25 protein-coding genes, 1 tRNA gene and 1 pseudogene are annotated in these 23,963 nt (G+C 51.1%); 10 read left to right on the top strand and 17 right to left on the bottom strand.

The window, feature by feature from the left end; genetic code table 11:
• Position 1: 1 nt before the first annotated feature.
• Positions 2 to 988 carry a glycerophosphodiester phosphodiesterase gene (locus tag WMO20_RS03805; protein ID WP_349185902.1) on the top strand — a complete coding sequence of 329 codons (987 nt, stop codon included), beginning with the start codon at positions 2 to 4 and terminating at the stop codon, positions 986 to 988.
• A 61-nt stretch (positions 989 to 1,049) separates the two neighbouring features.
• On the opposite strand, the gene WMO20_RS03800 is transcribed toward WMO20_RS03805, so the two are convergent.
• Genes WMO20_RS03800 through WMO20_RS03785 form a run of 4 tightly spaced genes read right to left on the bottom strand, consistent with a single transcriptional unit; the run spans position 1,050 to position 3,517 of the window.
• Positions 1,050 to 1,928: a LysR family transcriptional regulator gene (locus WMO20_RS03800; protein ID WP_349185901.1), complete on the bottom strand. Its 879-nt coding sequence runs from the start codon at positions 1,926 to 1,928 to the stop codon at positions 1,050 to 1,052.
• Positions 1,929 to 1,940: 12 nt separating this feature from the next.
• Positions 1,941 to 2,639, bottom strand: coding sequence for a tRNA (N6-threonylcarbamoyladenosine(37)-N6)-methyltransferase TrmO (tsaA, locus tag WMO20_RS03795; RefSeq protein WP_349185900.1), 699 nt, complete (start codon positions 2,637 to 2,639; stop codon positions 1,941 to 1,943).
• A gap of 14 nt (positions 2,640 to 2,653) precedes the next feature.
• A complete protein-coding gene (locus WMO20_RS03790; protein ID WP_005923111.1) occupies positions 2,654 to 2,872 on the bottom strand; it encodes a hypothetical protein in 219 nt (72 codons plus the stop codon).
• 24 nt (positions 2,873 to 2,896) lie between these two features.
• Positions 2,897 to 3,517 carry a LexA family protein gene (locus WMO20_RS03785; RefSeq protein ID WP_112090832.1) on the bottom strand — a complete coding sequence of 207 codons (621 nt, stop codon included), beginning with the start codon at positions 3,515 to 3,517 and terminating at the stop codon, positions 2,897 to 2,899.
• A gap of 192 nt (positions 3,518 to 3,709) precedes the next feature.
• On the opposite strand from WMO20_RS03785, the gene WMO20_RS03780 reads away from it, so the two are divergent.
• Both WMO20_RS03780 and WMO20_RS03775 read left to right on the top strand, forming a co-directional pair.
• Positions 3,710 to 3,973, top strand: a complete 264-nt coding sequence (locus tag WMO20_RS03780) for an XRE family transcriptional regulator (protein ID WP_112090833.1) — start codon at positions 3,710 to 3,712, stop codon at positions 3,971 to 3,973.
• The gene (locus WMO20_RS03775; protein ID WP_349185899.1) at positions 3,970 to 4,263 is read left to right on the top strand and encodes a hypothetical protein; all 294 of its coding nucleotides are present in this window, start codon (positions 3,970 to 3,972) and stop codon (positions 4,261 to 4,263) included. The genes WMO20_RS03780 and WMO20_RS03775 overlap by 4 nt, the downstream gene beginning before the upstream one ends.
• 130 nt (positions 4,264 to 4,393) lie before the next feature.
• Here the strand turns inward: WMO20_RS03775 and WMO20_RS03770 are convergent, their stop codons facing one another.
• On the bottom strand, positions 4,394 to 4,564 hold the full coding sequence (locus tag WMO20_RS03770; protein WP_112090835.1) for a FeoB-associated Cys-rich membrane protein: 171 nt from the start codon (positions 4,562 to 4,564) through the stop codon (positions 4,394 to 4,396).
• Positions 4,565 to 4,835: 271 nt separating this feature from the next.
• On the opposite strand from WMO20_RS03770, the gene WMO20_RS03765 reads away from it, so the two are divergent.
• The 4 genes from WMO20_RS03765 (at position 4,836) to WMO20_RS03750 (ending at position 9,171) form a co-directional block, all read left to right on the top strand.
• Positions 4,836 to 4,912, top strand: a tRNA-Val gene (locus WMO20_RS03765).
• Positions 4,913 to 5,354: 442 nt separating this feature from the next.
• Positions 5,355 to 5,972 (top strand): Type 1 glutamine amidotransferase-like domain-containing protein, encoded by a 618-nt coding sequence (locus tag WMO20_RS03760; protein WP_005930833.1) that lies wholly within the window; start codon positions 5,355 to 5,357, stop codon positions 5,970 to 5,972.
• Positions 5,973 to 6,235: 263 nt separating this feature from the next.
• Complete coding sequence (locus WMO20_RS03755) at positions 6,236 to 7,723, top strand: recombinase family protein (protein ID WP_349185898.1); 1,488 nt, start codon at positions 6,236 to 6,238, stop codon at positions 7,721 to 7,723.
• Positions 7,724 to 8,031: 308 nt separating this feature from the next.
• Positions 8,032 to 9,171 (top strand): XRE family transcriptional regulator, encoded by a 1,140-nt coding sequence (locus tag WMO20_RS03750; RefSeq protein WP_349185897.1) that lies wholly within the window; start codon positions 8,032 to 8,034, stop codon positions 9,169 to 9,171.
• Between the two features lie 1,235 nt (positions 9,172 to 10,406).
• Here the strand turns inward: WMO20_RS03750 and WMO20_RS03745 are convergent.
• The 12 genes and pseudogenes from WMO20_RS03745 to WMO20_RS03690 all read right to left on the bottom strand — a co-directional run.
• Positions 10,407 to 10,860, bottom strand: a pseudogene (locus tag WMO20_RS03745) (recombinase family protein); the annotation flags it as partial.
• Between the two features lie 87 nt (positions 10,861 to 10,947).
• Positions 10,948 to 11,298 carry an LPD28 domain-containing protein gene (locus WMO20_RS03740; protein WP_270834214.1) on the bottom strand — a complete coding sequence of 117 codons (351 nt, stop codon included), beginning with the start codon at positions 11,296 to 11,298 and terminating at the stop codon, positions 10,948 to 10,950.
• A 12-nt stretch (positions 11,299 to 11,310) separates the two neighbouring features.
• Positions 11,311 to 11,649, bottom strand: a complete 339-nt coding sequence (locus WMO20_RS03735; RefSeq protein WP_005924129.1) for a DUF3846 domain-containing protein — start codon at positions 11,647 to 11,649, stop codon at positions 11,311 to 11,313.
• Positions 11,650 to 11,739: 90 nt separating this feature from the next.
• The gene (locus WMO20_RS03730) at positions 11,740 to 13,413 is read right to left on the bottom strand and encodes an AAA family ATPase (RefSeq protein WP_349185896.1); all 1,674 of its coding nucleotides are present in this window, start codon (positions 13,411 to 13,413) and stop codon (positions 11,740 to 11,742) included.
• Positions 13,414 to 13,525: 112 nt separating this feature from the next.
• Positions 13,526 to 14,236: a Sak single strand annealing protein gene (locus WMO20_RS03725; RefSeq protein ID WP_349185895.1), complete on the bottom strand. Its 711-nt coding sequence runs from the start codon at positions 14,234 to 14,236 to the stop codon at positions 13,526 to 13,528.
• A gap of 72 nt (positions 14,237 to 14,308) precedes the next feature.
• Positions 14,309 to 15,508: an ATP-binding protein gene (locus tag WMO20_RS03720; RefSeq protein ID WP_349185894.1), complete on the bottom strand. Its 1,200-nt coding sequence runs from the start codon at positions 15,506 to 15,508 to the stop codon at positions 14,309 to 14,311.
• 121 nt (positions 15,509 to 15,629) lie between these two features.
• A complete protein-coding gene (locus WMO20_RS03715) occupies positions 15,630 to 16,562 on the bottom strand; it encodes a YqaJ viral recombinase family nuclease (protein WP_349185893.1) in 933 nt (310 codons plus the stop codon).
• The gene (locus WMO20_RS03710) at positions 16,559 to 16,897 is read right to left on the bottom strand and encodes a DUF3848 domain-containing protein (protein ID WP_117949183.1); all 339 of its coding nucleotides are present in this window, start codon (positions 16,895 to 16,897) and stop codon (positions 16,559 to 16,561) included. The genes WMO20_RS03715 and WMO20_RS03710 overlap by 4 nt, the downstream gene beginning before the upstream one ends.
• An 11-nt stretch (positions 16,898 to 16,908) precedes the next feature.
• Positions 16,909 to 17,844: a DUF932 domain-containing protein gene (locus tag WMO20_RS03705; protein WP_349185892.1), complete on the bottom strand. Its 936-nt coding sequence runs from the start codon at positions 17,842 to 17,844 to the stop codon at positions 16,909 to 16,911.
• Between the two features lie 324 nt (positions 17,845 to 18,168).
• Positions 18,169 to 18,567 carry a (deoxy)nucleoside triphosphate pyrophosphohydrolase gene (locus WMO20_RS03700; protein WP_113621515.1) on the bottom strand — a complete coding sequence of 133 codons (399 nt, stop codon included), beginning with the start codon at positions 18,565 to 18,567 and terminating at the stop codon, positions 18,169 to 18,171.
• Between the two features lie 14 nt (positions 18,568 to 18,581).
• On the bottom strand, positions 18,582 to 18,950 hold the full coding sequence (locus WMO20_RS03695; RefSeq protein ID WP_349185891.1) for a hypothetical protein: 369 nt from the start codon (positions 18,948 to 18,950) through the stop codon (positions 18,582 to 18,584).
• A gap of 6 nt (positions 18,951 to 18,956) precedes the next feature.
• A complete protein-coding gene (locus WMO20_RS03690) occupies positions 18,957 to 22,115 on the bottom strand; it encodes a DEAD/DEAH box helicase (RefSeq protein WP_349185890.1) in 3,159 nt (1,052 codons plus the stop codon).
• Between the two features lie 431 nt (positions 22,116 to 22,546).
• Between WMO20_RS03690 and WMO20_RS03685 the strand changes: the two genes are divergently transcribed.
• The 3 genes from WMO20_RS03685 to WMO20_RS03675 are packed head-to-tail and all read left to right on the top strand — an operon-like array spanning position 22,547 to position 23,952.
• Positions 22,547 to 22,774: a helix-turn-helix domain-containing protein gene (locus tag WMO20_RS03685; protein WP_349185889.1), complete on the top strand. Its 228-nt coding sequence runs from the start codon at positions 22,547 to 22,549 to the stop codon at positions 22,772 to 22,774.
• A gap of 10 nt (positions 22,775 to 22,784) precedes the next feature.
• Positions 22,785 to 23,360 carry a DUF1819 family protein gene (locus tag WMO20_RS03680; protein WP_349185888.1) on the top strand — a complete coding sequence of 192 codons (576 nt, stop codon included), beginning with the start codon at positions 22,785 to 22,787 and terminating at the stop codon, positions 23,358 to 23,360.
• Position 23,361: 1 nt separating this feature from the next.
• A complete protein-coding gene (locus WMO20_RS03675) occupies positions 23,362 to 23,952 on the top strand; it encodes a DUF1788 domain-containing protein (RefSeq protein WP_097839703.1) in 591 nt (196 codons plus the stop codon).
• Positions 23,953 to 23,963 lie beyond the last annotated feature (11 nt).

Genomic DNA, 23,963 nt, shown 5'->3' with positions numbered 1-23,963 from the left:
TATGACACCACAAATCATTGCACACCGCGGTGCTTCCTATCTTGCACCGGAAAATACCCTGACCGCCTTTAAAAAAGCCATGGAGCTGGGCGCGGACGGTGTGGAGATGGACGTACAGCAGACCAGCGATGCCGGGCTTGTGATCCACCATGACTATATGATCGATCTGCACACGGATATTTCCGGTAAGATCTACGATATGACCATGGGCGATCTAAAGACGCTGGATTTCGGCAGCTGGAAGGATGTACTGTTCAAGGACGAGAAGATCGCTACCCTGCAGGAGGCCATGGAGCTGTGCAGGCAGATGCCGGGGTGCACCGTGCATCTGGAGCTGAAATCCACCATGGACAACGACCCGGACTTTGTGCCCCGGGTGCTGGAGGTACTGCAGCAGACCGAGATGGTGGAGCAGGTGATCCTTGTCTCCTTCAACCACGCGCTGCTGCGGCAGGCAAAGCAGCTGCTGCCGGAACTGCGGGTAGGCGCGCTGGTATACGGCGAGCTGGAAAGCCTGCTGCTGCCGCCGCCCATCATCTGGAAGGATCTGGGGCTGACCAACGGCATGGACGAAATGGAAGCCATGGATACCGCCCTGCCGGAGAGCGCAGCAGATGAGGAAAACTGCAGCTGGATGACCCGCTGGATGAGCGACAAGGTAAGTATGCTGCGGGCAAGCTTTCCCGGCGAGAGCCTGAACGAGATCTACAAGAACTTGATGGCGCAGCGGGATCTGCCCGCCTATATCCGCAGTCTGGACTTTGTGCCGGAGTGGGTCAGCTGCGAGTACCACACCGCCTACAAAAACGCCGGTTTCATTGACGAACTGCACGAGATGGGTATCAAGGTGTCTCTGTGGACGGTGGATATGGAAGATACCGTCCGCAGTCTGCTGCGTACCAGCGCCGATGCCTACATCACCAACCGTCCCGACCGTGTGCGGGAATGGATGGAAAAGGAGCAGGCAGCAACGGCTGCCGGCAAATAATGTCAAGCAAAAAACACCGTCGTGCCTGCGGGCACGACGGTGTTTTTTGTGTAATGCGCCGTTATTGCTGCTGCACCAGCTCGATGAACACGTTCATCTGCGGGGTCACCCATTTATCCCGGTGGTAGAACAGCTGCCGGTGCATCATGACGGTGCAGTCCGGCACGTTCAGCCGCGCCAGACGCCCCTCGGCCAGTGCGCTGCGCACGATATACTCAGGCAAAAAGGAAAGCCCCATGCCCTGCTCCACCATCTGGCACAGCAGCGCGGCGCTGCCCAGCTCCAGATAGGGGTGGATGGCAAGACCGTGCGCCGCCATGCACTGGTCCAGCGCGTCCCGGTAGCTCATGCCCCGCTCGGTAAGCAGGAATTCCTGCCGGGGCAGAAGGTCCAGCGGGATGGTGTTTTCCTGCGCCAGCGGATGCTGCGGCGGCGCAATGAAGCACACCGGCTCCGGTACGTCTGCCGCCAGCACCAGCGCAGGCTGCAAAAGGGGCTGGTCCAGCGTGTAGACAAGGTCTACCTGATTGGTGCTCAGCAATTGCAGCATCTCGTCCGTGGAAGCGGTATGCAGCACCAGTTCCACCTGCGGGCAGCGGGCGTGGTAGCGCTGCAATAGTCCCGGCAAAAAGGTGCTGCATACGGAATCCGCCAGCGCAATGCGCAGGCTGCCCCGCACCTGCTGGGCGGGCTGCAAGGCGGCCTGCGCCTGCTGGGCAGTTTCCAGCAGGGTGCGGGCGTAGCCTAAAAAGGTCTGCCCGGCATCGGTCAGACGTACCGTTTTGCCCACGCGGTCAAACAGCGGGGTGCCCAGTTCGGCTTCCAGCTGTGCAATTTGGGAGGACACCGCCGACTGCGAGTAGCCCAGCTGCCGCGCAGTGCGGGAAAAGCTGTGCAGCTCGGCGATGTGCAGAAAGGTGTTGACAGTCCGCAGTTCCATGAACAGCTCCTTTTATAACAGGGTGATGTCCCGCACGGTGAGCTGATCACCGTCCACGGTAAAATGCACCTCCAGCCCGGCAAACTCCATGCCGTACACCCGCTGCGGGTCGTGCTGGTAGGAGGGGCGGGGGTCACTGGCAAGCACGCCCTGCAAAGCGGCGCGGTCGGCTTCCGGTACGGTCTGCCACAGCGCTTCAGGGCAGGACACTTCCAGATGGTGGGCGCGGGTCTGCCCGGTAAAGCCCTCGGCGGCGTCCGGGTGGCAGTCGGCGTAGGGGATATAGGGCTTGATATCGTAGATGGGGGTGCCGTCCATCAGGTCGGCACCGCGCACGATGAGCACCGGCCCCACGTCCGGGCGCTGCTCAATGGCCTCCAGCTTAACGCTGGAAAGTCCCAACGGATTCGGCCGGAAGGGTGACCGGGTGGCGAACACGCCCACCCGGGTGTTGCCGCCAAGGCGCGGCGGGCGCACGGTAGGGGACCAGCTTTCCCGTACTGCGCCGGAAAACTGCCATACCAGCCAGATGTGGCTGAAATCCTCTAACCCGCGCAGGGCATCGGGGTTGCGGTATTCCGGGGTAAAGATGATCTCGCCCCGCAGCTCTTCTACCAGCCCGCTCTGGCGCGGGATGCCGAACTTGGTGGGAAAGGCGGTATGGATATGGGCAATGACCTTCAGGGTCATGGCTTCGGGTGCCTGCTGCATGATGAACTCCTTGCTCAATAGATCTTTTCAATGGGACAGTCGGCGGGGATGCCGTACCGGCTGCGGAAGGCCTGCAATTCCTGCGGGCTGCGGATCAGCTGCACCTCAGTAAAATGGCCGGTGTGCAGATCCTGAAACCCGGCCACCTGCTCCCCGGTGCAGATGCTGCACCGCAGCACCGGTTTCTGGGCGGTGGGGTCGTAGGAGGGGGACATTTTCTTTTTGCCGAACACAGGCTGCTCCTTTCTCTCCTTATCTTATAGGCCGCGGCAAAGCCCCACGGCCTTGCCCTCGATGTGCAGCTCCGAAAGCTGCTCTCCGGCGTAGAACATGGGCGGGCATACGGCGGCGTTGTCCGCCAGCAGCATCACGGCATCGCCCTGCCGGTGGAAGTGCTTGAGAGTGGCTTCCTCGCCCACCCGCACGGCGGCGATCTCGCCCTGCTCCACCTCGGGCTGGCAGCGGATGCAGACGATGTCCCCGTTGCATATTGTGGGTGCCATGCTGTCTCCGTGGCAGGTCAGAGCAAAATCCGCGTGCCATGCGGCAGGCACCCCGATATAGCACTCAATATTCTGCTCGGCGGTGATGGGCGTGCCGCAGGCGATGGAGCCGATCAGCGGCACCTGCACCATGGCAGGCAGCGGCTCAAATCCCGGGGGACAGGCGCAGGGTGCGCCCAGCCCCAGCAGGGCGGCGGGGGTGGTCTCCAGCGCCTGCGCCAGTTCCTCTACCTTGGACTGGGGCAGGTCGTTGATGCCTTTTTCCAGCTTGGTGATAGAGGAACGGGAGCGGTAGCCCATGCGCCGGGCAAGCTCCTCCTGCGAAAGACCCAGCTGCTCCCGGCGCAGACGGACACGGGTAGATAGATCGGACATGGCAGTTCTCCTAAAAACAATGCGTTGTAATGTGCGATAGAATGTTCTGGGTTGAGTATAGCAGAAAATTTCCTGAAAATCAACAATTCCCGCGCGTTTTGGGAATTTTAGGTTGACAACAAATCAACAACGGAGTATAATACAACCAATGATTGTTGCAAATGCGGTGAACTACAAAAAAGGAGCGAAGCCATGGCAAACACAAACCTGATCTACACCTACATCCAAGACAGCGGCTACAAGCTGCAGTATGTGGCCAGTGTGCTGCACATCAGCAGCAACACCCTGCGGCACAAGTTGCTGGGCGAGACCCAGTTCAAGCTGGACGAAGCCGAGCGGCTTTCCACCATGCTGGGGCTGACGATGGCCGAGCGGGACGCCTGTTTTTTCGATGCCGAGAACCGGTTCTCGCGCAGTGCAGCGCTGGAACTGCCCAAAAGGGGGAAGCGCCAGTGACGCAGGAACAACGAAATCTGACCCGGAACGCTCTGCGCAGGTACGGCGAGCGTCACTGGGCGCGCACGCCGGAAAACCGCCGCTGGCAAAGTGCCATTGATGAGGGCATCGACTACTATCAAGCGCACGACCCCATGCGGGCAGATCTGCTGCGGATGCGCTTTTTTGAACAGCGCCCGGAGGACGAGATCTTAGAGCAGCTGCACATCGGCCGCACCACCTACCAGAAGGCGCTGCAGGATCTTTTGAGCACTATCGCCGTCTACGCCGCCCAGCGCGGCGCGTTCTGAACGGAAATAACAGTGAAAAGTGCCCCGGAAACGCTCACGGGCGTTTCTGGGGCACAAACGTATAATAAAAGGAAACCTTCCCATAAAACAGGGCTGCTGCACCGTGTTTCGTGCAGCAGCCCTGTTTTGGTTATTTCTTTTTAGCGTCCGGATCCTCGCAATGGCTGTGGCAGGAGGCGCAGTTGCCGCTGCAGCCCTCGCCCTTCCAGCCGCCCTGTCTGGAGATCCAGACCACAGCCAGCGCAAACAGCACAGCCAATATTACCAGCGTGATGATCCCGCGAAGTGTCAGCATATTCATCCCTCGATTTCTCTTATGCAGCTTTCTGCCCCCAAGTATACACGATTTGCAGGCAAAGAGCAACAGCCTGCCGCACATTTTTTGTGCAGGGCGCAGCCGGTGCGGCTGCCCGGCGGCAATGCTGCACGACCGGTGTTCGGCGCAACATTTTTGCAGCCAGAAAAAAGGTTTCGAAAAAAGTAAAAGTTTTTCAAATTAGGGCTTGCATTTCGGCAAAGGCCGTGCTATAATAATCACGTTCCAGTTCGGAGCGCACAACACAAGCGAATATGGAGGATTAGCTCAGCTGGTTAGAGCACCTGCATCACACGCAGGGGGTCTGGGGTTCGAGTCCCTAATTCTCCACCATACAGTTCGTACTCGAACCCGATTCTTTATGAAAAAGGGTTTGGGTACGTTTTTTGTTTATCGGAAGTTCTGCGGAAGGACTACTCGGAACGGTAAACGAGCAAAGGCAGGGTATCACTATGATAGTGGTATCCTGCCTTTTGCTTTGCGGAATCAAGTTCGCTTTGTGCGAACTTGGTCGTCCCCCTATATGGCGCGTTTGGGAGTAGTCGCTGCGTACGTGCGTACCGGGAGCCTGTACACCTCTGACAAGGTGTAACACACTAGACTTTGTGCCAAAGTCTGTGTGCCAAGGGGTCAAGCCCCTTAGAATCCCTGCGGAGCGTGTACGCACGTACGCAGAAAAATGGCAAAATTTCACTATATCGGGGTGTTCTTTCATGGTGGAGTGTGGTATACTCGGCTTAGCCCAGTAAATCGGAGTTTGACGAGGTAAAAGAATATGAATGGAAAACATCTATTTCTTACATCTGCAGGGTTGACCGATAAGATGAAAGAGAAATTCTTTGATATTATTGGAAAGTGTCCGAAGGATGTGAAAGTGCTTTATATTCCAACAGCTGGCATTGAAACAGATGGTGCAAGAGAGTCGCTTGCAATATGTTTTCATGAACTCTTTCTAATGGGAATTCAGTACGAAAATATATTAGTGTACAATCTGGAATTAATTCTTTCAAAAGACTATCAAAGAACCTATTCTTCGTATGTTACAACCCCGTTTATGCTTACAAGGCTATTAACTTTTGAAGAATTAAACCAATTTGATGCTGTTTTTGTCAGTGGTGGTGATGTATCTGTGCTTTGTCGTGAAATGTCTAGAACTGGTTTTGATAGAATACTTAATAATGCAATTAAAAACGGACTTATATATGTCGGAATCAGTGCAGGAAGTATGTATGCGGCGGGAAATTTAACAGATGGATTACATATTATTGACAATCCTATTATCCCCCATTGGAATGGTTCTGAAACAACAGTATTACCGAACGGCAAAGATGAGATTAAGCTTGCTGATGGAAAAGCTGTTTATGTAGAGGATAATTACATGAGTGTAATATGATGCACATGTAGGATTAGTCAAATTCCAGTTTGCCGTACTCGTTCCAGCAGGGTTTGGGGCAGGCACGCCCCAACAAGAAGCTGTCCCAAAGTGGCAAGAATTTTCAAGAATTGAAAATTTGTGGCCACGGGACGATTCTTGCTCTCCCCTTTTTCGCTGCGTTTCGCAATTTTCACATTTCAATCTGCTCGCAGATTGTTGACAAGCTGCGCTTGACCCGATACTATAAAGGCAAGTCGAATACGCGCCAAGGAGGTGCAACCATGACCGCCGTGATCTACGCCCGCTATTCATCCGACAGCCAGCGTGAAGCGTCCATTGAGGGACAGCTGCGCGACTGCAAGGACTACGCCGAGAAGAACGGCATCACCGTGGTCGGCACCTACATTGACCGTGCCTACTCTGCCAAAACGGATGACCGCCCAGACTTTCAGCGGATGATCAAGGACAGCGGAAAGAAAATCTTCGACGTAGTTCTGGTCTGGAAGCTGGACCGCTTTGCCCGGAACCGATTCGATGCCGTGAACTACAAGTACCAGCTGGAAAAGAACGGTGTCCATCTGGTGTCTGTCATGGAACCCATCTCGCAGGGGCCTGAAGGCATTATGGTGGAGAGTATGCTGATTGGCATGGCGGAATACTATTCCGCCGAACTCGCCCTGAAAGTGGCGCGCGGTGAGCGCGAAAACGCCCTCCAGTGCAAGTACAACGGCGGTGTGGTGCCGCTGGGCTTCACCATTGGCAAGGAGGACAGACTGTACCATATCGACCCGGAGACGGCTCCCATTGTGCAGGAGATTTTTACCCGGTACGCCAACGGCGAGCCTGCCGAGAAAATCGCAGCATCCCTGAACGAGCGAGGGCTGCGCACCCGTACCGGCAAGCCTTTTGTCAAGAACAGCTTCTTCCAGATTTTCCGGAACCGCCGTTACATAGGTGAATACCGATATAAGGACATCGTGACACCGGGCGGCATTCCGGCCATCGTGGACGAGGACTTGTTCGACCGGGTGCAGCAGCGTTTCGAGCAAAATAGGATTGCCCATGGTCGACCCGCAAAAGAGGATGTGAGCTATCTGCTGACCACCAAGCTGTTCTGCGGCAAGTGCGGCACCCTGATGGGCGGCGAGAGCGGCACCAGCCACATGGGAAACACCTACTATTACTACAAGTGCGGCAACGCCAAACGCCACGGCAAGGCGCACTGCGACCTGAAAGCTATCCGCAAAGAGCCGTTGGAACGGTTCGTGGTGGAGACTGCCATTAAGGTGATTTTCAGCGATGAAATCATCGAACAGCTGATAGATTTGATTATGGAAGCCCAGCAGCAGGAGAACACCCGACTGCCTGTTTTGAAAGACCAGCTCCGGGATACAGAGAAGCGGCTGGCAAACCTTCTGGAAGCCATTGAACAGGGCATCCTGACCCCGACCACCAAGCAGCGGCTGGACGAACTGGAAGCCCGGAAAGAAGCTCTGAACACCAGCATTCTGGAAGAAGAGCTGAAAAAGCCCGTCCTGACCCGCGAGTGGATGCGGTTCTGGTTTGAAAAATTCCGCAAGGGTGACATGAGAGACATGGAGCACCAGCGGCAGATCATTGATACCTTTGTCAACTCGGTCTACGTCTTTGACGACCGGGTCGTGCTCAATTTCAACTTCACGGACGATTCCAAAACCATCTCCCGTGAAGAGGTGTTGGGTTCGAGTGCTGTGGAGAATGCTCCACCAAACGTAAGGCCGTTTACCTGAAAAGGTAAGCGGCTTTTTCTTGTACCTACGTGCTTTTTGATATGCAAAAGTGAAGCGGATTCACTTTTGCATATTGATAATGAAACGTGTAGGAGGCCCCCTTTTCAGTCGTTTGTAGCAAGTTTGTAGCAGATCTGTAGCAAAATTCGGAGAGGAACGGCAAAATGACCTCAGAAACCCGATTTTTGCAGATTTTTGGGTGTAAAATTTTATCCTTGAATTTTGTGCAGAATGACGACGGTGCTTTTCATTCGGATTCTGATGCCGTATAATAAAGAAAAAGATCATGGATGAAAGGAGAAATCGCTGTGCGCTACACCATCAGGCATTTTGATTTGCCACTGCTTACCTTTGAAGCAAACATGGACAGTGCAGATACTGACCTCCATATTATAAAGGTCTACGAAGAAAACCGTTCCTTTCTACCTTTGAACCTGACTGTATCAGAAGATGGTGTAGAACGCTGGCTGCGGCATCGCACAATTCCGAAGAACCGAGCGTATGTAGACGCTCTGCTCTCTAAGGTGGGGCTTTCTTTGAATCGACCGCTTGGAATTATTGCAGCCAATAAAGGTCTTTCACTCAATGATTGCTTTTGGGTAGATGCAGAGGGCTCCGGTGACACCTTTGAAAAAGTAAATCTTTACGATAACCGATTCAGTCAGGTGCTGGCAGCAATCGCCTTTACAGGATATGGCAGCAGCATACGAACTTCGCTTGCGTCCTGCCCGGAGTTCTCGACCAACGGGATGCTGCCAAAATGCTGGCGCAGACAAAACGGAAAAATCTATCTTTATAAAGGTGGCACGTCAGGGTTCAGTAATCTGGGATTTGAACCGTACTCGGAACTGTACGCTTATCAAGTTGCACAGGTGATGGGCGTGAATGCGATTCGCTACACTCTGACGAAAGACCTGAAAAAGACGCTTTGTTCCAAGTGTGAGCTGTTCACCAGCAAAGAGTATTCTTATATTCCCATCGGACAGCTTGTGTCCAAAGGTGGAATAAAAGCAATTTTTGCGTATTATCAGACGTTAGGTCAGAACTTTGTGGATGCGCTGGAAGATATGCTGGTCTTTGATGCGATCATCTGCAACACTGACCGCCACTATGGAAACTTTGGCGTGTTGGTGGATAATAAGACCAACACGATTGCGGCACCTGCACCGCTGTTTGACCACGGAAACTCGCTGTTCAGTCTGGGCGGAACGGATCTTTGGGACAACCAGAAAGCATTTGATGAATATGCCCGCACACTGCTTCCGCTTGCATACGATGATTTTTTTGCAGCTGCAAAGAGTGCAATGAAACCTCGTCACCGTGCAATGCTCCATAAGCTGCTGGATTTCCATTTTGACCGCAGAGCGACACGTTATAATCTGCCGCCAAATCGCTTGAAGATGATCGAAAAAGAGGTACAGCGCAGAGCAAGAGTACTTTTAGGGTAAAAAAGAAAACCGTCAAACGTGAGAGATTTTTCTCTCATGCATTGGCGATTTTTTGGTTTGTGGGGATTATTCTTCTGGTAGAGCCAGAACTTCATCTTTGACCAGTTGATTGGCCGAGTCAAAGGCTTCAATCATCTGGTTGGCTTTCGGATGGAGATAGACTTCATCCAGCGTTTTGGATTTGGGCGTGTGCCCGACAGCACGTTTCAGGATATCTTTGTTGACACCCGCACGGTCACAAAGGCTGGCGTATGTATGCCGGGTGGTGTAGGGCGTATAAGTGGCGAGCTTCCCGGCAAACTCCGGTTTACGTTTGCCGTTTTCGTCGTAAGGATTTGGCTGGATGCCGATTTCCTCCAAGAACGGATAGAATTTGCGATTACGCCAGTTCTTTTCGTTCCAGAATCCACCTTTTCCGTTAGGAAAGAGTGGGCCGTTTTCCACAGAGGTGGCATACGCATGTTCAAAAATCGGGATTCCGAAGTCAAGAATGGGAATGATGCGGTTGCGTCCAGCTTCGGTCTTGCAGCCGCCAATCAGATAAGCGCCGGATTCCGTGCGGTGAAAATCTTCGTGTTTGAAGTGCAGCAGCTCATAGATACGAACTCCACAGGCCAGAAGAGCAATTACCATCTGCCCCGTGGGAGTGTTCTTCTGGCTCAGAATCAGCGTTACCTGTTCATCCGTGAAGATTTCACGTTCCGGCGATTTACGCCCCTCAACTTTCAGGACAGATGCAAGGTTGGCATCCACGACACGCCAGCCAATGGCTGTGCGATACAGCTTGCTGATAAGAGTACGCTCTTTTTCCAACATGCTCTGAGACAGGCCATCATCGGCCATTTTATCAAGGATGTTTTGGAAGTCCTGTGCATAAAGGGCTGCAATTTTGTAATACCAAAGTGGTTTTAGGTATTTCCATGCCAGATCATACAGTTCACGGGCCTTATCAGAACGGCCTTTGTACTCACGAGATTCCAGAAAGATCTCGTGAATTTTTGCTAAGGTGGAATCTTGATATGGTGTAGCAGGGCGTTTCATCATTTCAGCACGAACCGCTTCGGCTTCTTCACGGGTGACATAAGTGCCGACAGTTTTTACAACTGTAATACCTGTGTGAGGGTCAGGGATTGGCATACGGAGCAGCCACGGCTTACGGCGTATCCCGGACATTCGTGTGATGCTGCCATTGCCAGATGAGACTTTCAGCCGGGGCGATTCTCGTTTGGCTGGAACGGCCAGTTTGATTTGCTCCTTTGCTAAAGCCATCAGATACTCGTTGATGCCCTTCAAGATGAAGTCCACATTTGTCCCTGTCATGGCAATGCTGCCGGACAGGGCTTTTTTGTAGGTCTCGGTGTCGATGTGGTGCTCTTTCAAGAACACCAGCCGGATGCCCTTATGGTAGAGGTCTTCGTACAGAGCAAAACCCTCTTCTGCATTTCTGGACATTCGGGACACCGAATCGAACACCACCATATCCCCAGATTTTAGAATCCGATAGAGCTTCAGCCATTCCGGGCGAAAGATAGATGTACCAGTGTAGGCTTCCTGTACGATATGGGCAGTCGGATACTCGGCCTTGATATTGCGAATCTGACGGTCAATGCTCTGCTTTGCCGTAGAGATGCGGCAATAGCCATAGATGTTCATGAGTCTCCTTTCTGGCTCAAAGATAACGAGCGACATTTTTAAGACTGTGTTTTGCACCTTGAAACGGCCTGAAAACGGCTGGTTTTAATACAAAACAGAATATACGGTATTTTTAATACAGCTTTAGTGGGCATAGGCAGTCATAAAATCAGAAATGGTAGTACACGGTTTGTGATTGGCGGTGTCCTCGCCATCCAAAGGAGCGTAGTTCCAGTCGGTATCCTCGTCAATATATCGCCGCCCATCGTCCGGCAGGTCCAGCGGTTCCGCAAGGATAATGGTGCCCCAGTGGTTGACCATCACAAAGGGTGCGATTTCACAAGGGATGCCCCGGCACTCATCGTCGTGCCGGACATCGTAGGCGTACAGACCATCCGGGATGGTATCTCTCTTGATGCGGATGCTGGTGAACAGCGCAGGCTTTCCGCAAACCGTGATCTCTTCGTAGTGTTCGGTCATTGCATTAAAGGTCATAATCTGTCCTCCTTAGATTTCAATGATAAAAGCTCTGAATTTCTCTTTGTAGAAATCCATTGTACTCTGCGGCAGGGAAGTCAGATTCCCTTCGTTGTCACATCCGGCCAGAAATCCCGGCCCAGCAAGAACATCGGCTCCATCCCACAGCGGACGATTGAGCGGCAGGCCAAGCAGCTTGCCTTCATCATTGCAGACCAGTGTGACCTCTGAACCGGTATCACTCAATGTGATGCATTCGATCAGCCCGCCTACAAATTTCTGCATGGCTTCAAGGGTGTTGTCCAGATCAATCTCCTTTGGCAGCTCCATTGGCAGGAGCGCAAGGACTTTGATTTTTTCTTCTTTCATTGTGTGCCTCCAAATAAAAACAGGACAATCCAAATGGATTGTCCTGTAAAAAGTGAAAGGGAGCATCCGAAGATACTCCCCAGTAGATAATTATTTTTTTCTTACCATGCAACGTTTTTTGAAGAATGCGATGCCATAGCAGAGGATGTCATCATAGTCATCCCGGAAGTCCGCTGCATACATCCGGTCATTGATTTGCTGAATGGCAGTATCGCAGGCATCTGGCAGAGCATCCAGAGTTTTGGCATACTTGGCTTCAAAAATTGCCACGCGGCCATTGCGGATATCCTTTACAATGACATCGCTGCGCCCCTCGCCATGCTCTTTGTTGGATTCTACCACATAGCCAGCACCAGTAAAGATGCCTGCAAGGAAAGCGTGGTAAAAATCCTCCCGGTAGTCGTGGTAGCTGATGGTCATACGCAGCAGCTTGGTCATCTCTTTTGTCAGAGCTTCGTTGTTTCCGCTCCAGACTGCATCAAACAACGGGCTGCGGTTCCATGCCTTTGCACTGTCATCAAACCATTTGCTTACAGTGGTTTCAAAAATTTCCCGAATCTCTGCATTGGGAATCATCAACGCAGAGCAGCCATCCGGCAGCGAATCCGTCAGATCCTTATCCCGCACCTTGGTCAGATAGCCTGTCAGATACAGCACACTCCAAAGATTTTCCTCAGAGGAGTGCAGATAATCGTAGGTCAGGTTTTCTTCAATATGCTGAACAATAGAGCCGCCAGCCATCAGAGTTTCAAGCTTTGTGGTGATATTGTCGCCTGCATAGTCGATGAAAGAACGGATGATGGCGTTATCACTGGTGTTTTTCCAATAGCTTTTCGGCTTCTGTGCTACACCATACTGGAAATCCCGCAGATAACTGATCACATCCCACGGACAATAAATGTCTGCATCGCCAAAATGATAACCGTCGTACCATGCCTTGATTTCAGCAGACTGCGATTCAAGACCAGCATCTTTCAGCATTTGATCTACATCTGCCTGTGTAAACCCAAAGGATTCGCTCAACCGGGGAGAAAGAATCGTATCCGAGACAAAATTGTTCGTCCCGGTAAAAATGCTTTCTTTGGCAATTTTCAGGCAGCCAGTAACCACAGCAAAGTCAAGCGAAGTGTTGTCTTTGAGCGTGGTGCTCATCATAGCCCGCATCACGTCCAGCATCTGCGAATAATATCCGTTGCTGCTGGCTTTTGCAATGGGAACATCATACTCATCCAGAATGACGACCGCCGATTTTTTGAAATGGATTTCCAGCATCCGGGTCAATAGCAAAAAGCAGCTTTTGGTTTCATCTATGGATGCAGTGCGTCCCAGAATCCGCTTAAAGATGCCTTTGTCATCGTCAGAAATAGCATCGTCGTCCAAAAGAAACTGATAATCCTGAAATGCAAATGCCAGCTTCATGCACAGCATTCCATAGGCACTTTCAAAGGTCAGACCGTCCGTATCCTTGAAAGAGAAAAATACCACAGGACACTGGTTCATCCATTTTTTGCAAAGTTCTGTATTTTTGGAAATCGCCAATCCCTCAAACATCTGCTTGCTGTCTTTGCGGATGTCCAGAAAATTTGCGAGAGTGCTCATACCAAGGGATTTTCCGAAGCGACGAGGGCGAGTAATCAATGTTACTTCAGCGATACCTCCGCTAAGAAGTTCAGAAATCAGATTGGTCTTGTCGATATAATAATACCCGCCTTCTCGAATCTTTTCAAAATTCGAGATTCCAACAGGAAACATTAAATCTTTCATGCAATGCTCCTTTCCGCTCACAGAGGAGAGCTTTCAGAACTCACTACTGTAAGTGTACCATGAAATATAGAATCATACAAGAATCAAGTGACATCGAAATAGAGCAGTTTTATTATGCTACGTTCAATCTGGTGGCTTTGTAGCAGTCGGCGCACATTCCCTCATGGGTGGCGGCAAATTCTGCCGCCTGCATGATGGAGCCATCTTTCAGCTTGACCCTCTTGATAGGCTGGTTGCACCGGGCACAGATGCAGGGCACAGGCGGCTGTTCCTGCTTCGGGGCAGCAGATCTCGGTTTCGGCTGCTTTTGCGGTTCTGCATCCGGCTGCGGTGCAGCATCTTCCGGTAAATCCTCTCCGGCATAGACATAGAGGCCAAGGCCAAACATAGCGAGGTTCTTCACCAAGCACCGCATGATGGCTTTATTCACATCGAACATGGAGGCTGCTTCTACGGTGCGCTCTTCCATGCCGATCTTTTCACGGCGGCGGGTCTGCGGATTGTAGTCCCATTTCGGGGTGGTGTAGGTGTAAGGCACAGCTTTCATGGCTTTGTTTGCGCCATCCAGTACAGGCAGCCACATTTCATGCGAAACGCCCTCAATCGTGACCGAGGTATACACCATGAAGCCGGTTATGGGGTCATAAACATAGGGCAGGCCGTTGAATTTCTTGACCTCGTAGCTGGCAGCGGGATACAGCTTCTTCACCTCTGCCCAAGCATACGCCCAGCTTACATATTTCAGTTCCGTGCTGCCGGACTTTTTGACTTCCAGATGATCTTTGAAGTCAATAGCAAATAATTTTACGAATGGATTTTCCATATGAATGCCTCCAATTCTGATAAAGAAAAAAGGGCACAACAGCGTCAACTGTTGTGCCCCATGATGTGAAAATTACGGATTGAGCAGAAAATCAATGATGTTTCGATGAATGATTCCGTTTCGGCTTAAATTCGCCAAATCACCACTGATAACATACTTAGGATAGTTGTCGTGCAGCCGCTCAAGATTACCGAACTCCCGTTCTTCATCGGCGGGAGTGATCAGGTAAGCAACCTGAATATAGAGCTTTTCATCTCCACGGTAGCAGATAAAATCAATTTCGGTGTCGTCCAGCTTGCCGACCTGAACTTCATAGCCACGGCTCCGCATTTCCAGATATACGATGTTCTCATACAGCTTGTTGCTGTCAAGTTTTTCGCTTTTCTTGATAACGTTCCGCAGGCCGAGATCGACTGCATAGTACTTTTCTGTGCTGGACAGGAGCGCTTTTCCTTTGATATCATAGCGGCTTGCATTCAGAAGGATAAAGGCTTCCTTGAAATAATCAACGTAGTTCAGTACGGTAGCAGTGGTTGTCTTGATTCCTTCCGAAACCATGCGTCCACTGATATTACGGGCAGAAAACGGATTGCCGATATTGTCCAGCAGGAATGCAAGGACATTACGTAATGCGGTCTGTTCGCGAATATTGTGGCGCAGCATGATGTCACGGACAATGATAGCCTCGTAAAGATCGTCCAGATAGGTGGTGATTGAATGATCGTCAGGGAGGAAGAAACGCTGCGGAAAACCGCCGTACTTCAAATAGTCTGCGAAGAGCTTTTCATCCGAAGTATAGGTTCCGTTTTCAATGCATTGCTGTTTTGCTTCGGCCAGCGAAAAGGGGAAAACCTGAATCTGGATGTATCGTCCGGAAAGATAGGTTGCCAATTCGCCGGAAAGCAGCTTGGAATTGGAGCCGGTCAGGTAAATATCACAATCGAAATCGACACGAAGAGAATTGATTGCAATCTGCCAGCGCTCCACCTCCTGAATCTCATCCAGAAGAATATAAATTTTGCCGGTGCAGCCTTCCGCTTTTTTTGCGATGTAGTCGTAAAGCGTTTCTGCAGTACGGGTGTTGCGGAAGCGCATGGACTCAAAATTGGCCTGAATAATGTTCTGTGCGGGAATGTTGCGCTGGAGGAGCACGTCCTTGATCTGACCGAGAAGGACTGTTTTTCCACAGCGCCGGATTCCAACCAGAACTTTGATCAGATCCTGATCGATAAAAGGAATGATCTTATCCAAATAACTTTTGCGCAGAACCATCGTGCATCACCTCATATTCTTATCTTAGCATACAATTATTATTGTGTAAACAGTATTGTGCTTTTCTATTAAACAAAAATAGCTGAAGCGCAAATTTTGTGTGCCTATAGGCGTACAAAAATTATGCTGCATGGATAATGGTAAACCTGCGGCTGCTTACATTCTTGCTGTACCGATTGAAAATATCGGGCTGTTCTTTCTTCAAACGCTGGGAATCCACACGCTTGCTTTCGGAGGATACCCACGATACCTTATAGCCCGGTGCTGTGCCATAGGCAGCATCCTGCATTTGCAGCTTGACCTGTTGCTCGATAGCCGTTTTCTCCTGTTCCATCTGCTCGATTTGGGTGGAAAGCTCCTGTCGCTTGTCCAACAGATTACGGATGGGATTCAGATCGGCAGTTTTGTTTCGATCATCTGCAGAGTATAGCTGATTGATCTGCTGTGTATCCCCCTCGCTTCCGGTAGGTACAGGCGGAATTTCGGGCATTACGTTGTATTTCCAGAAGTGCTCTTCCTTGGCAATGAGGTTGTTCAGAACTTCTTTGTCGGTTGTGATTTTGTGAATCACCAGCTCCTTCCCGAAAATCAGAGCAGCAATGTACCAGCAGTCAAAACCGCTGACAGCCAGATAGTGATTGACCTGAGCCATGTAATGTGCAGGGATTTTGCCATCCGCCCACTTGTCCGCAGAGAAAGGCGAGACCGTCTTGCACTCCAGTCCGGCCTTCTGCCCAACGATCAGGCGGTCAAAGTCTGCCAGAAGCAGCGGATGTTCCTCGCTCTGGTAGATGGCATTTGCCCGGCGTACTTTCAGACCGGTGGCCTCGGTGAAGCGCTGCGCTACATAATCCTCCAAGTCACGGCCCTGCCGCATAGCCTCATTATCGATGTTCTCAATAGTTTCGCTGTTTTTGTCGCAGTAAACCTGAAATGCCGAGCGGTAGGGATTCAGGCCAAGGATAGCCCCGGCATCCGTGCCGGTAATACCGCATTTGCGGTAACGGAGCCAATCTTCTTTGGACAGGTTCAAAGTTGAAATCAATCTTTTCATGCGCTTTGCATCCTTTCTTTCATAATAGATTCGGCAAGAATGAAGTCATATTCCACCAAGTCTTTCATGATGGTGGAAAAGTCGGCAGCTAACGAATGGCAAGAGCCAACCCACAGGTCATAAAGAAAATCCAGAATATTATTTTGCACCCTGAGATGGTTCCAGTAGCGCTCCTCTAGTCTGCCCTCGGATTCCAAAACAATAATGGCGGTGCTGATGGTACTTTTCATCGTGATCTCATAAGCCATGGTAACGCTGATTTCAGAAGCACTCTTCTCAACGTTGTCAAAGAATTCCGTGAATTCCCTGAAAATGCGGTTATTTACATCATTCATGGCTTGCTCCTTTATGCTGCTGCCAGCACCATCTTGTAGGCTTTGTCGATCATGGGGTTGCCCTCTGCGGTGCGCAGGAACAGGTTCTCGTTGTAGTTTTTGGTCTTGCGGAGAGGGTCTGCGTGGGTAGCAAAATCAGAGACTGCGTTGATAAAGCGCCAACCGTTCTTGCCGACCCATTCCAGATCCGGTGCGTTGTAGTAGCGAGCCTTCAGCTCTTCCTGCAGGCGCAGATTATTCTTCCGCTGGCAATCGGACAGGTCCTCAGAAATCGGGAAAAACTCATTGATGAACTCCTGCACCTTGTGATCGGATAAATCGATGCGAGCCAGCTCTTCGCCACGGTTGCCAAGTTCAACCATATAGTTGCTGGCCAGCTGCAGGGTTTCACGGGCATCCTGCACGCGGAGCAGAACATTTTCGGTGTGGCGTGCAGTCCAGCTGCGCTTTGCTGTATTCAGCGCAAGGTTCAGAGTATTCTGGCAGACCACGCGGATTGGAGTCATGGCCACTTTCACACCAGAACTGCCGTCATGACTGTTGAAGATCACAAGATATGGTACTACTTGATCTCCAGCAATAAGATATTTCCTCGGAAGCCTTGCCAACATCCAGACCTTTCTGCCGCCCTGCAGGGAACCGGCAGTTTCATAAGTGACACCTTCACCCAGCAGGTCATCGGTGAACTGAAATGCTTCTTCGTTCTGCACAATGCGGTAGCGGTCGGATACCACACCCAGAACAGCATCATCAGTGCTGCGGACATTTGCGCGATAACCGGGGATCATAGCACCCGTGCCGGAATAGATATTACGGCTTTCCACCTGCCAATCCAGACCGGCCAGTTCCAAGGCTTCACGGCTTGCAGGGGCATCCATAATGATACGGCCAAGGCCGTGCCAAGGGGTCTCACGGACAGAGAACATCGTTTCAACATTTGCGGGCATAGTAAAATCTCCTTTTCAGTGTACTGTGATCAATTGTTGTTTTCCATTTCTTCAGCGATGCGGACGAGGACCTCCACCAGGACGGTGCCAACCTCTTTGACGATTTCGGACCAAAAGTTCATAAGGCTTTCTCCTTTCTGCGCAGCTGCGCTTTAAAATACGATGGTAATAATGATAGTGATGGTGCGGAATAACAAAATGCTCACCTCCAGACATAAAAAAGCCCCTGAGTCTTTCGACTCAGAGGCTATGAATCATGATTATTATATCTGGGTGAAAAATGGAAATTTGAGAAAGCTAAAGAGAGGGATTTATCATAAAAAATTATAATGCCGGACGAATTTGCGCTAAAAGAAGTTGGTCCGCCGGAAGCCACGGAACAGAATCAAGCTCCTTTTTAGTCAGCCAGCGTGCAGCCTCGGCTTCTTTCAGCACCAGTTTGCCGGAGACTACCTCACACCAGAAACAGTCCATGGAAAGATGAAAGGTCGGATAATCGTATTCAATGGTGTCGATGAGGTTGCCTACCGCGATCTCGGTATCCAGTTCTTCCCGGATCTCTCGTTTCAGTGCCTGCTGCGGGGTTTCACCCGGCTCGATTTTGCCGCCCGGGAACTCCCATCCGCCCTTGTACTCGCCGTAGCCGCGGGCAGTGGCATAAATTTTATGTTTCGTCTGAATATCGTCGCAGATCACGGCTGCAACAACGCGAATCATTTTCATGAAAATCTCCTGAATTATTTTTCATAATAGAGCGGACAACCCAGTTTTCTCAATTTGGATTCGATTGCTCCTGTAGAACGTTTTAGAATCAAAGAAATTCGTTTGACGCTGTTTCCCTGCTGGTGGAGCCGCAATAATTCACGTTCTTCTTTTTGCGACCATGCTGTTCCAGCGCGAGAATAACGCTCCGCCTTTTTGTTTCGAGGAAGAGACTTCAGATATTCAGTGGTAGATTCAATGGAGCAATGTTCCAATACGATTTTTAATGCTTCTTGAATTTCTTCCTGAGCACAACTATCATTTTCAGACAGAATCCAACCGGTTAAAGGATTAATACCTTTTGCAAGAGTTTCAATTATGGTTCGAGCCAGCATATCGTCCATAGTATGTTACCCCACGATCAATTTGTTGGTCTTTTTGAGGAACTTTGCAGGGATCGGGCGGTCCAGCTTCCATGTGATGTTCATGGGGCGGGAGCCCTCGTGCTTCACATAGTTCACCGTGCCCAAATAGGTATACGCCCCTGCACCGCCAAAACGGGCATCTGCCTTGAACTCGCGCACGAACAGCAGAACCCGGCTTCCTTTTGCCCGGTGATGGATGTACCGCTGCCCGGTGGCAGAGTTTTCGGCGGTGGTGCTCTGGCTCTGCCAGTGGAACAGGCTTTCGTTAATGGAATAATCCTTGTACATGGTGCTGGGAGAGTAATCCTTGTCCGCTTTGTTCAGGGTCACAAAGAATACGTCCAGCTGCTTTTCCGGCAGCCACTTCACGCCCTCGCGGACGGTAGCAGGCTTCAAAAAGTCCAGTGCTACCAGCAGCTGGTCGCGGGTATAGGTGCAGTGCAGGTCCAGCGGACAATCAAAGCCTACATCCACCGGCTCGTCGATAAAATCAATGCGGTCATATTGATACTGCAAAAGTGCCTGCAGTTCCCCCAGCAAAACGGGACTATCCGAGAGAGCATACAGGTTATCGAGAACTTCTTCATCCTCCCAGCTTTCTGCAGTTTTGCCCCAGAGGGTCACATAAAACATTTGCAGCATCCGCTGCTCTACCGGCGGCAGGGCTGCAAAGTCGGTGTTATCCAATTTTGGCAGAAGCCCCAGCAAAAAACGAATCCACCTGCGGGAATCGATGACCGCAAAGCGTGCAAAGGCTTTGGTCATAGTTTCTTCCAAAGGTTCTGCAAAATCTGATGCCGCCCCTGCACGGACGCACAGCCTGCTGAAGCAGATCTTTTTGCTGTAAATCGCACGCGGGTCAAAATGGTAGTAGTCGAGGAAGTTCCCGAGTGTCAGGGGCAGACCGGTATCCTCGGTAAAGGCAGCCGCCCGCGCCACAAGCCCGGAGGTGCGGTCATAGGAGGCGCTGATATTATCCAGCACATACTTTGCGGCAATTTTCTCCAGCTGAATGTAGCAGCCCTTAGGCGCAGAGACAAAGCCCTCTTTGAGCTCCCGACTGACGCTGCGGGTGGTATTTGAGAGCAGTGCTGCGAATTTCTCCTCAAAATTATACTTTTTATTGGCCTGCCCGATGAAATCTAGAACGGTCAGGCAATCCTTGTTTTCTGCCAGACGTAAGCCGCGCCCCAGCTGCTGCAAAAACACGGTCAGCGACTCGGTAGGGCGCAGGAACAGCACCGTGTTCACCTCGGGGATATCCACGCCCTCGTTGTAAATGTCCACTACAAAGAGGAATCGGAGTTTCCCGGAAACCAGTCGCTGCTTGGCGGCGTTGCGCTCCTCGTCAGGAGAATCGCCGGTCAGTGCCATAGACGGGATGCCGTGGGTATTAAAGTAGCGCGCCATAAATTGGGCATGAGCGATGGAAACGCAGAAGCCCAGACCCTTCACGTCGTCGATATCAGTGACATATTTCAGGATGGAGTTCACCACAAGGTCAGCGCGGCGCTCCGCCACCATGCCGCTGAGGGTGTACAGGTTGGATAGCTCATTTTTATCGTAGCCGCCGGTGCGCCATTTCAGACTGCTCAGATCTGCGGTGTCGGTGACGCCGAAATATTGGAAGGGACAGAGCAGTTTCCGGTCAATGGCCTCCGGCAGACGAATTTCGGCGGCAATACGCCCGCCGAAATAGTCCAGAACGCTTTTGCCGTCCATGCGTTCCGGGGTAGCGGTCAGCCCCAGCAGGATCTTCGGCTGATAATATTCCAGCAGCTTCTGATAGGTGGGTGCAGCTGCATGATGGAATTCGTCTACAACGATGTAATCGTAGAAATCCGCTGCCGTTTTGGCGGCAAGCTCCTGAGAATTGAAGGTCTGGATGGAAACAAACAGATGGTCGATGCTGTCGGCTTTGTGGCTGCCCACATACAGTTCGCCGAAATTGGCATCCTTCAGCACCGCCCGGAAGGTGTACAGGCTCTGCTTCAGGATTTCCTCCCGGTGTGCCACAAACAGCAACCGGCAGGGCTGCCCCGGATGCTGCCTGCAGAAGCGCTTGTAATCCAGTGCGGAGATCACGGTTTTGCCGGTGCCGGTAGCGGCCACCACCAAGTTGCGATTATACCCCCGAACGGTGCGCTCGGCATCCAGCCGGTCCAGGATTTCCTGCTGATAGGAATAGGGCAGAATATCCAGGGTATAGATCCCGCTATGGTCGGCCTCGCTGCATTTTTCGGCTTTCAGAGCACGGGCCAGCCGCTCCCGCTGCCCTTCATCGTAATATTCAAACTCGCTGGAGTTCCAGTAGCTTTCAAAGGTGGCTGCGATCTTTTCAATGGTCTCCGGTAGGTCCTTTCGGGTCACCTTGACGTTCCATTCCAGACCACTGGAAATTGCTGCGTTGGACAGGTTGGAGGAGCCTACATACGCCGTAGTAAAGCCGGTGCTCCGGTAAAATACATAGGTCTTTGCGTGCAGGCGGGTACGTTTGGTATCGTAGCTGACCTTGATCTTTGTATTGGGCAGCGCGCGCAGCTCCTCGATGGCTTTTACGTCCGTAGCGCCCATATAAGAGGTGGTGATGATGCGCAACTCACCGCCGCTTTGCGCAAACTGCCGCAGCTCGTCCATGATGAGGCGTAAGCCGCTCCACTTGATAAAGGAGACCAGCATATCAATGCGGTCGGCGGAAACGATCTCCTTTTTCAGCTCCGTGTACATCTGCGGCTCATGGATAGCGCCGGTAAACAGGGAACTTTGCGCAATGGAGGTCTCCGGGCGGTCAAGGTCCTTTGCGCTTTTTCCTGTAGCAAGGCGCGGGTCATTCTGCTGCAAAAGCGCAAGAAGCTGCTCTGCCCGCTGATCAACACCGAGCGCGGCAAAGTCAGCTTCCTGTGTGGTGTTCTGGATGGTGGTCACGATCTGATTTGCCAGCTGGATCTGCGCCTCGATGCCGCCGCCGTTGTCCTGCACGTTCTCAAGACCCTTCTGTACCACGTCGGTCAGATACTGCGCCAGCACCTTGGCAGCCTCTGCTGTGTCGATGGGCGCAGTGGACTTGCGGGCTTCCGGGATCTTCGCAAGCTCGCTGTTCAGCGCGTTATTGATGACCTGTTCGTACAGTCCGGGGTAGAGCATAGGTGCACTTCCTTGCCGTTTTCTTTTATTATAGCGTCCGTTAGAAGAATATTCAATGATCGAGGGTATGAGATATGCTTTGCGATTCTCTACCACTTAGATCAGGGTGACGACTCGTATGATGTCAGCCTTGCGCAGTTTGCCACAACAATGCATCCTTTCAGTCCGTATTCAGCCAATTTTAGCTCTAGTTAAACATGAGCGTTATCGGGAAGAAAATAACAGTATTTATATTTCGAACAATAGGAGCGGAACCTTGAAAAGAGACTCCACGCTTATTGTTGAACGAGTGGGAACGGTGTATTTGATATACAAAAACCATTCCGAGATTTGTAAGACCTTTGCATTGATTTCGTTCGTTTGTTAGAGTAAAATAAAAATGGTTTATTATAGACTGCCACATCCGTGAAAGAGCGATGTTGAGGGTTACTATGGAATACGTATCAATTAAACAAATCTCTGAAAAATGGGGCGTTTGTGCAAGACGAGTGCAAACCCTATGTACAGAAGGCCGCATCAAAGGAGCACAGCGCGTTGGACATCAATGGATCATTCCGGCAGATGCTTCAAAACCAAAAGATGCTAGAGTCAAGAGCGGAAAATACATTAAATCGAAGAATGAAAATGGAGAAGATATAGATGAACAGAAAACCATATAGTGCAGGAGCCGTGAAATTTTCATTCTGGTTTGTTGAGTTTCGGAAAACGGTTCAGTTGCTGGCAGAGGGCAAGAGCTTTTCGGATATTAAGCTCCTGAACGAGCAGGAAAACATTTATAGTGCATCCACAAAGGCACGGGCACAGATGATCTACTCTACCGTCACGGCACGCATAAAGATGCTAGACCCCAGCTTTTACCCGGTTTTCCTGAGCAGCGATATTGCAACGCAGAAGATGTTTGCGCTGGTAGCAGCACTTGCACACGATACGCTTTTCTTTGACTTTGTGTACGAAGTTGTGCGGGAAAAGATGATCCTTGGAGTGGACGAACTGACTGATGTGGATATCCGGGTGTTCTTCAAGGACAAGCAGGCGCAAAGCGAGAAAGTAGCAGCCTTTCAGGACTACACGCTGCATCGGCTGGGAGCGGCATACAAAACGCAGCTCTACGAGGCAGGAATGCTGGACGGAAACAAGGGCAGCTCACGCAAGATCCTGCGCCCGATTTTGGACATTGCGCTGGAACGCTGGCTGCAAGACAATGGATATGCCATTATGGTCAATGCGCTTACGGGGGTAAGATAAGATGGAAACTGTGAATGGATGCCTGAGCGACCGGCTGGATGAGATGGAAGCGGCAATCCGAAAAACGTCCTTCCGCAAGGGAACCGGCAGAGCCAACGAGGTGAACTACTGGGTTTTCGACTATCCACCGGAAAAAGAGCTGGAAGTTCGTGCTCGAATCGAGTATATGAAAGGCAAAAATGCCCGTGGCGATGATGACTTTGATCTGGTGGTATTTGATCTCTACGATGTCATCATTGATTTTCTGGAGAAGAAGCGCTTTTTGGAAAAGTGTTATGACTTTGAAAAGAAAAACGGGATGGAGCGGATCACCAAAGCGGTTACCAACGCCATGAAGATCAATGACAACGACAGCCTCATCGTGCAGTATATCAAGGAACATACGCCGGAGAACGCCATCGTGTTTTTGACGGGTATCGGAAAGTGCTATCCGATTTTGCGGTCCCATAAGGTTCTGAACAACCTGCATCAGGCATTTGTCCGCTGCCCGGTCGTAATGTTCTTTCCGGGCACCTACAACGAACAGGAACTGATCTTGTTCAACGAGATTAAGGACGATAACTATTACCGGGCATTCCGGCTGGTGAAATAAAGGGAGGATAC

Origin of the sequence: Faecalibacterium intestinale, from assembly GCF_040096575.1 — a bacterium.
GTDB lineage: Bacteria > Bacillota > Clostridia > Oscillospirales > Ruminococcaceae > Faecalibacterium > Faecalibacterium intestinale.
Note: the sequence above shows the minus strand (reverse complement) of the source record. Positions and strands in the feature narration are given on the sequence as shown.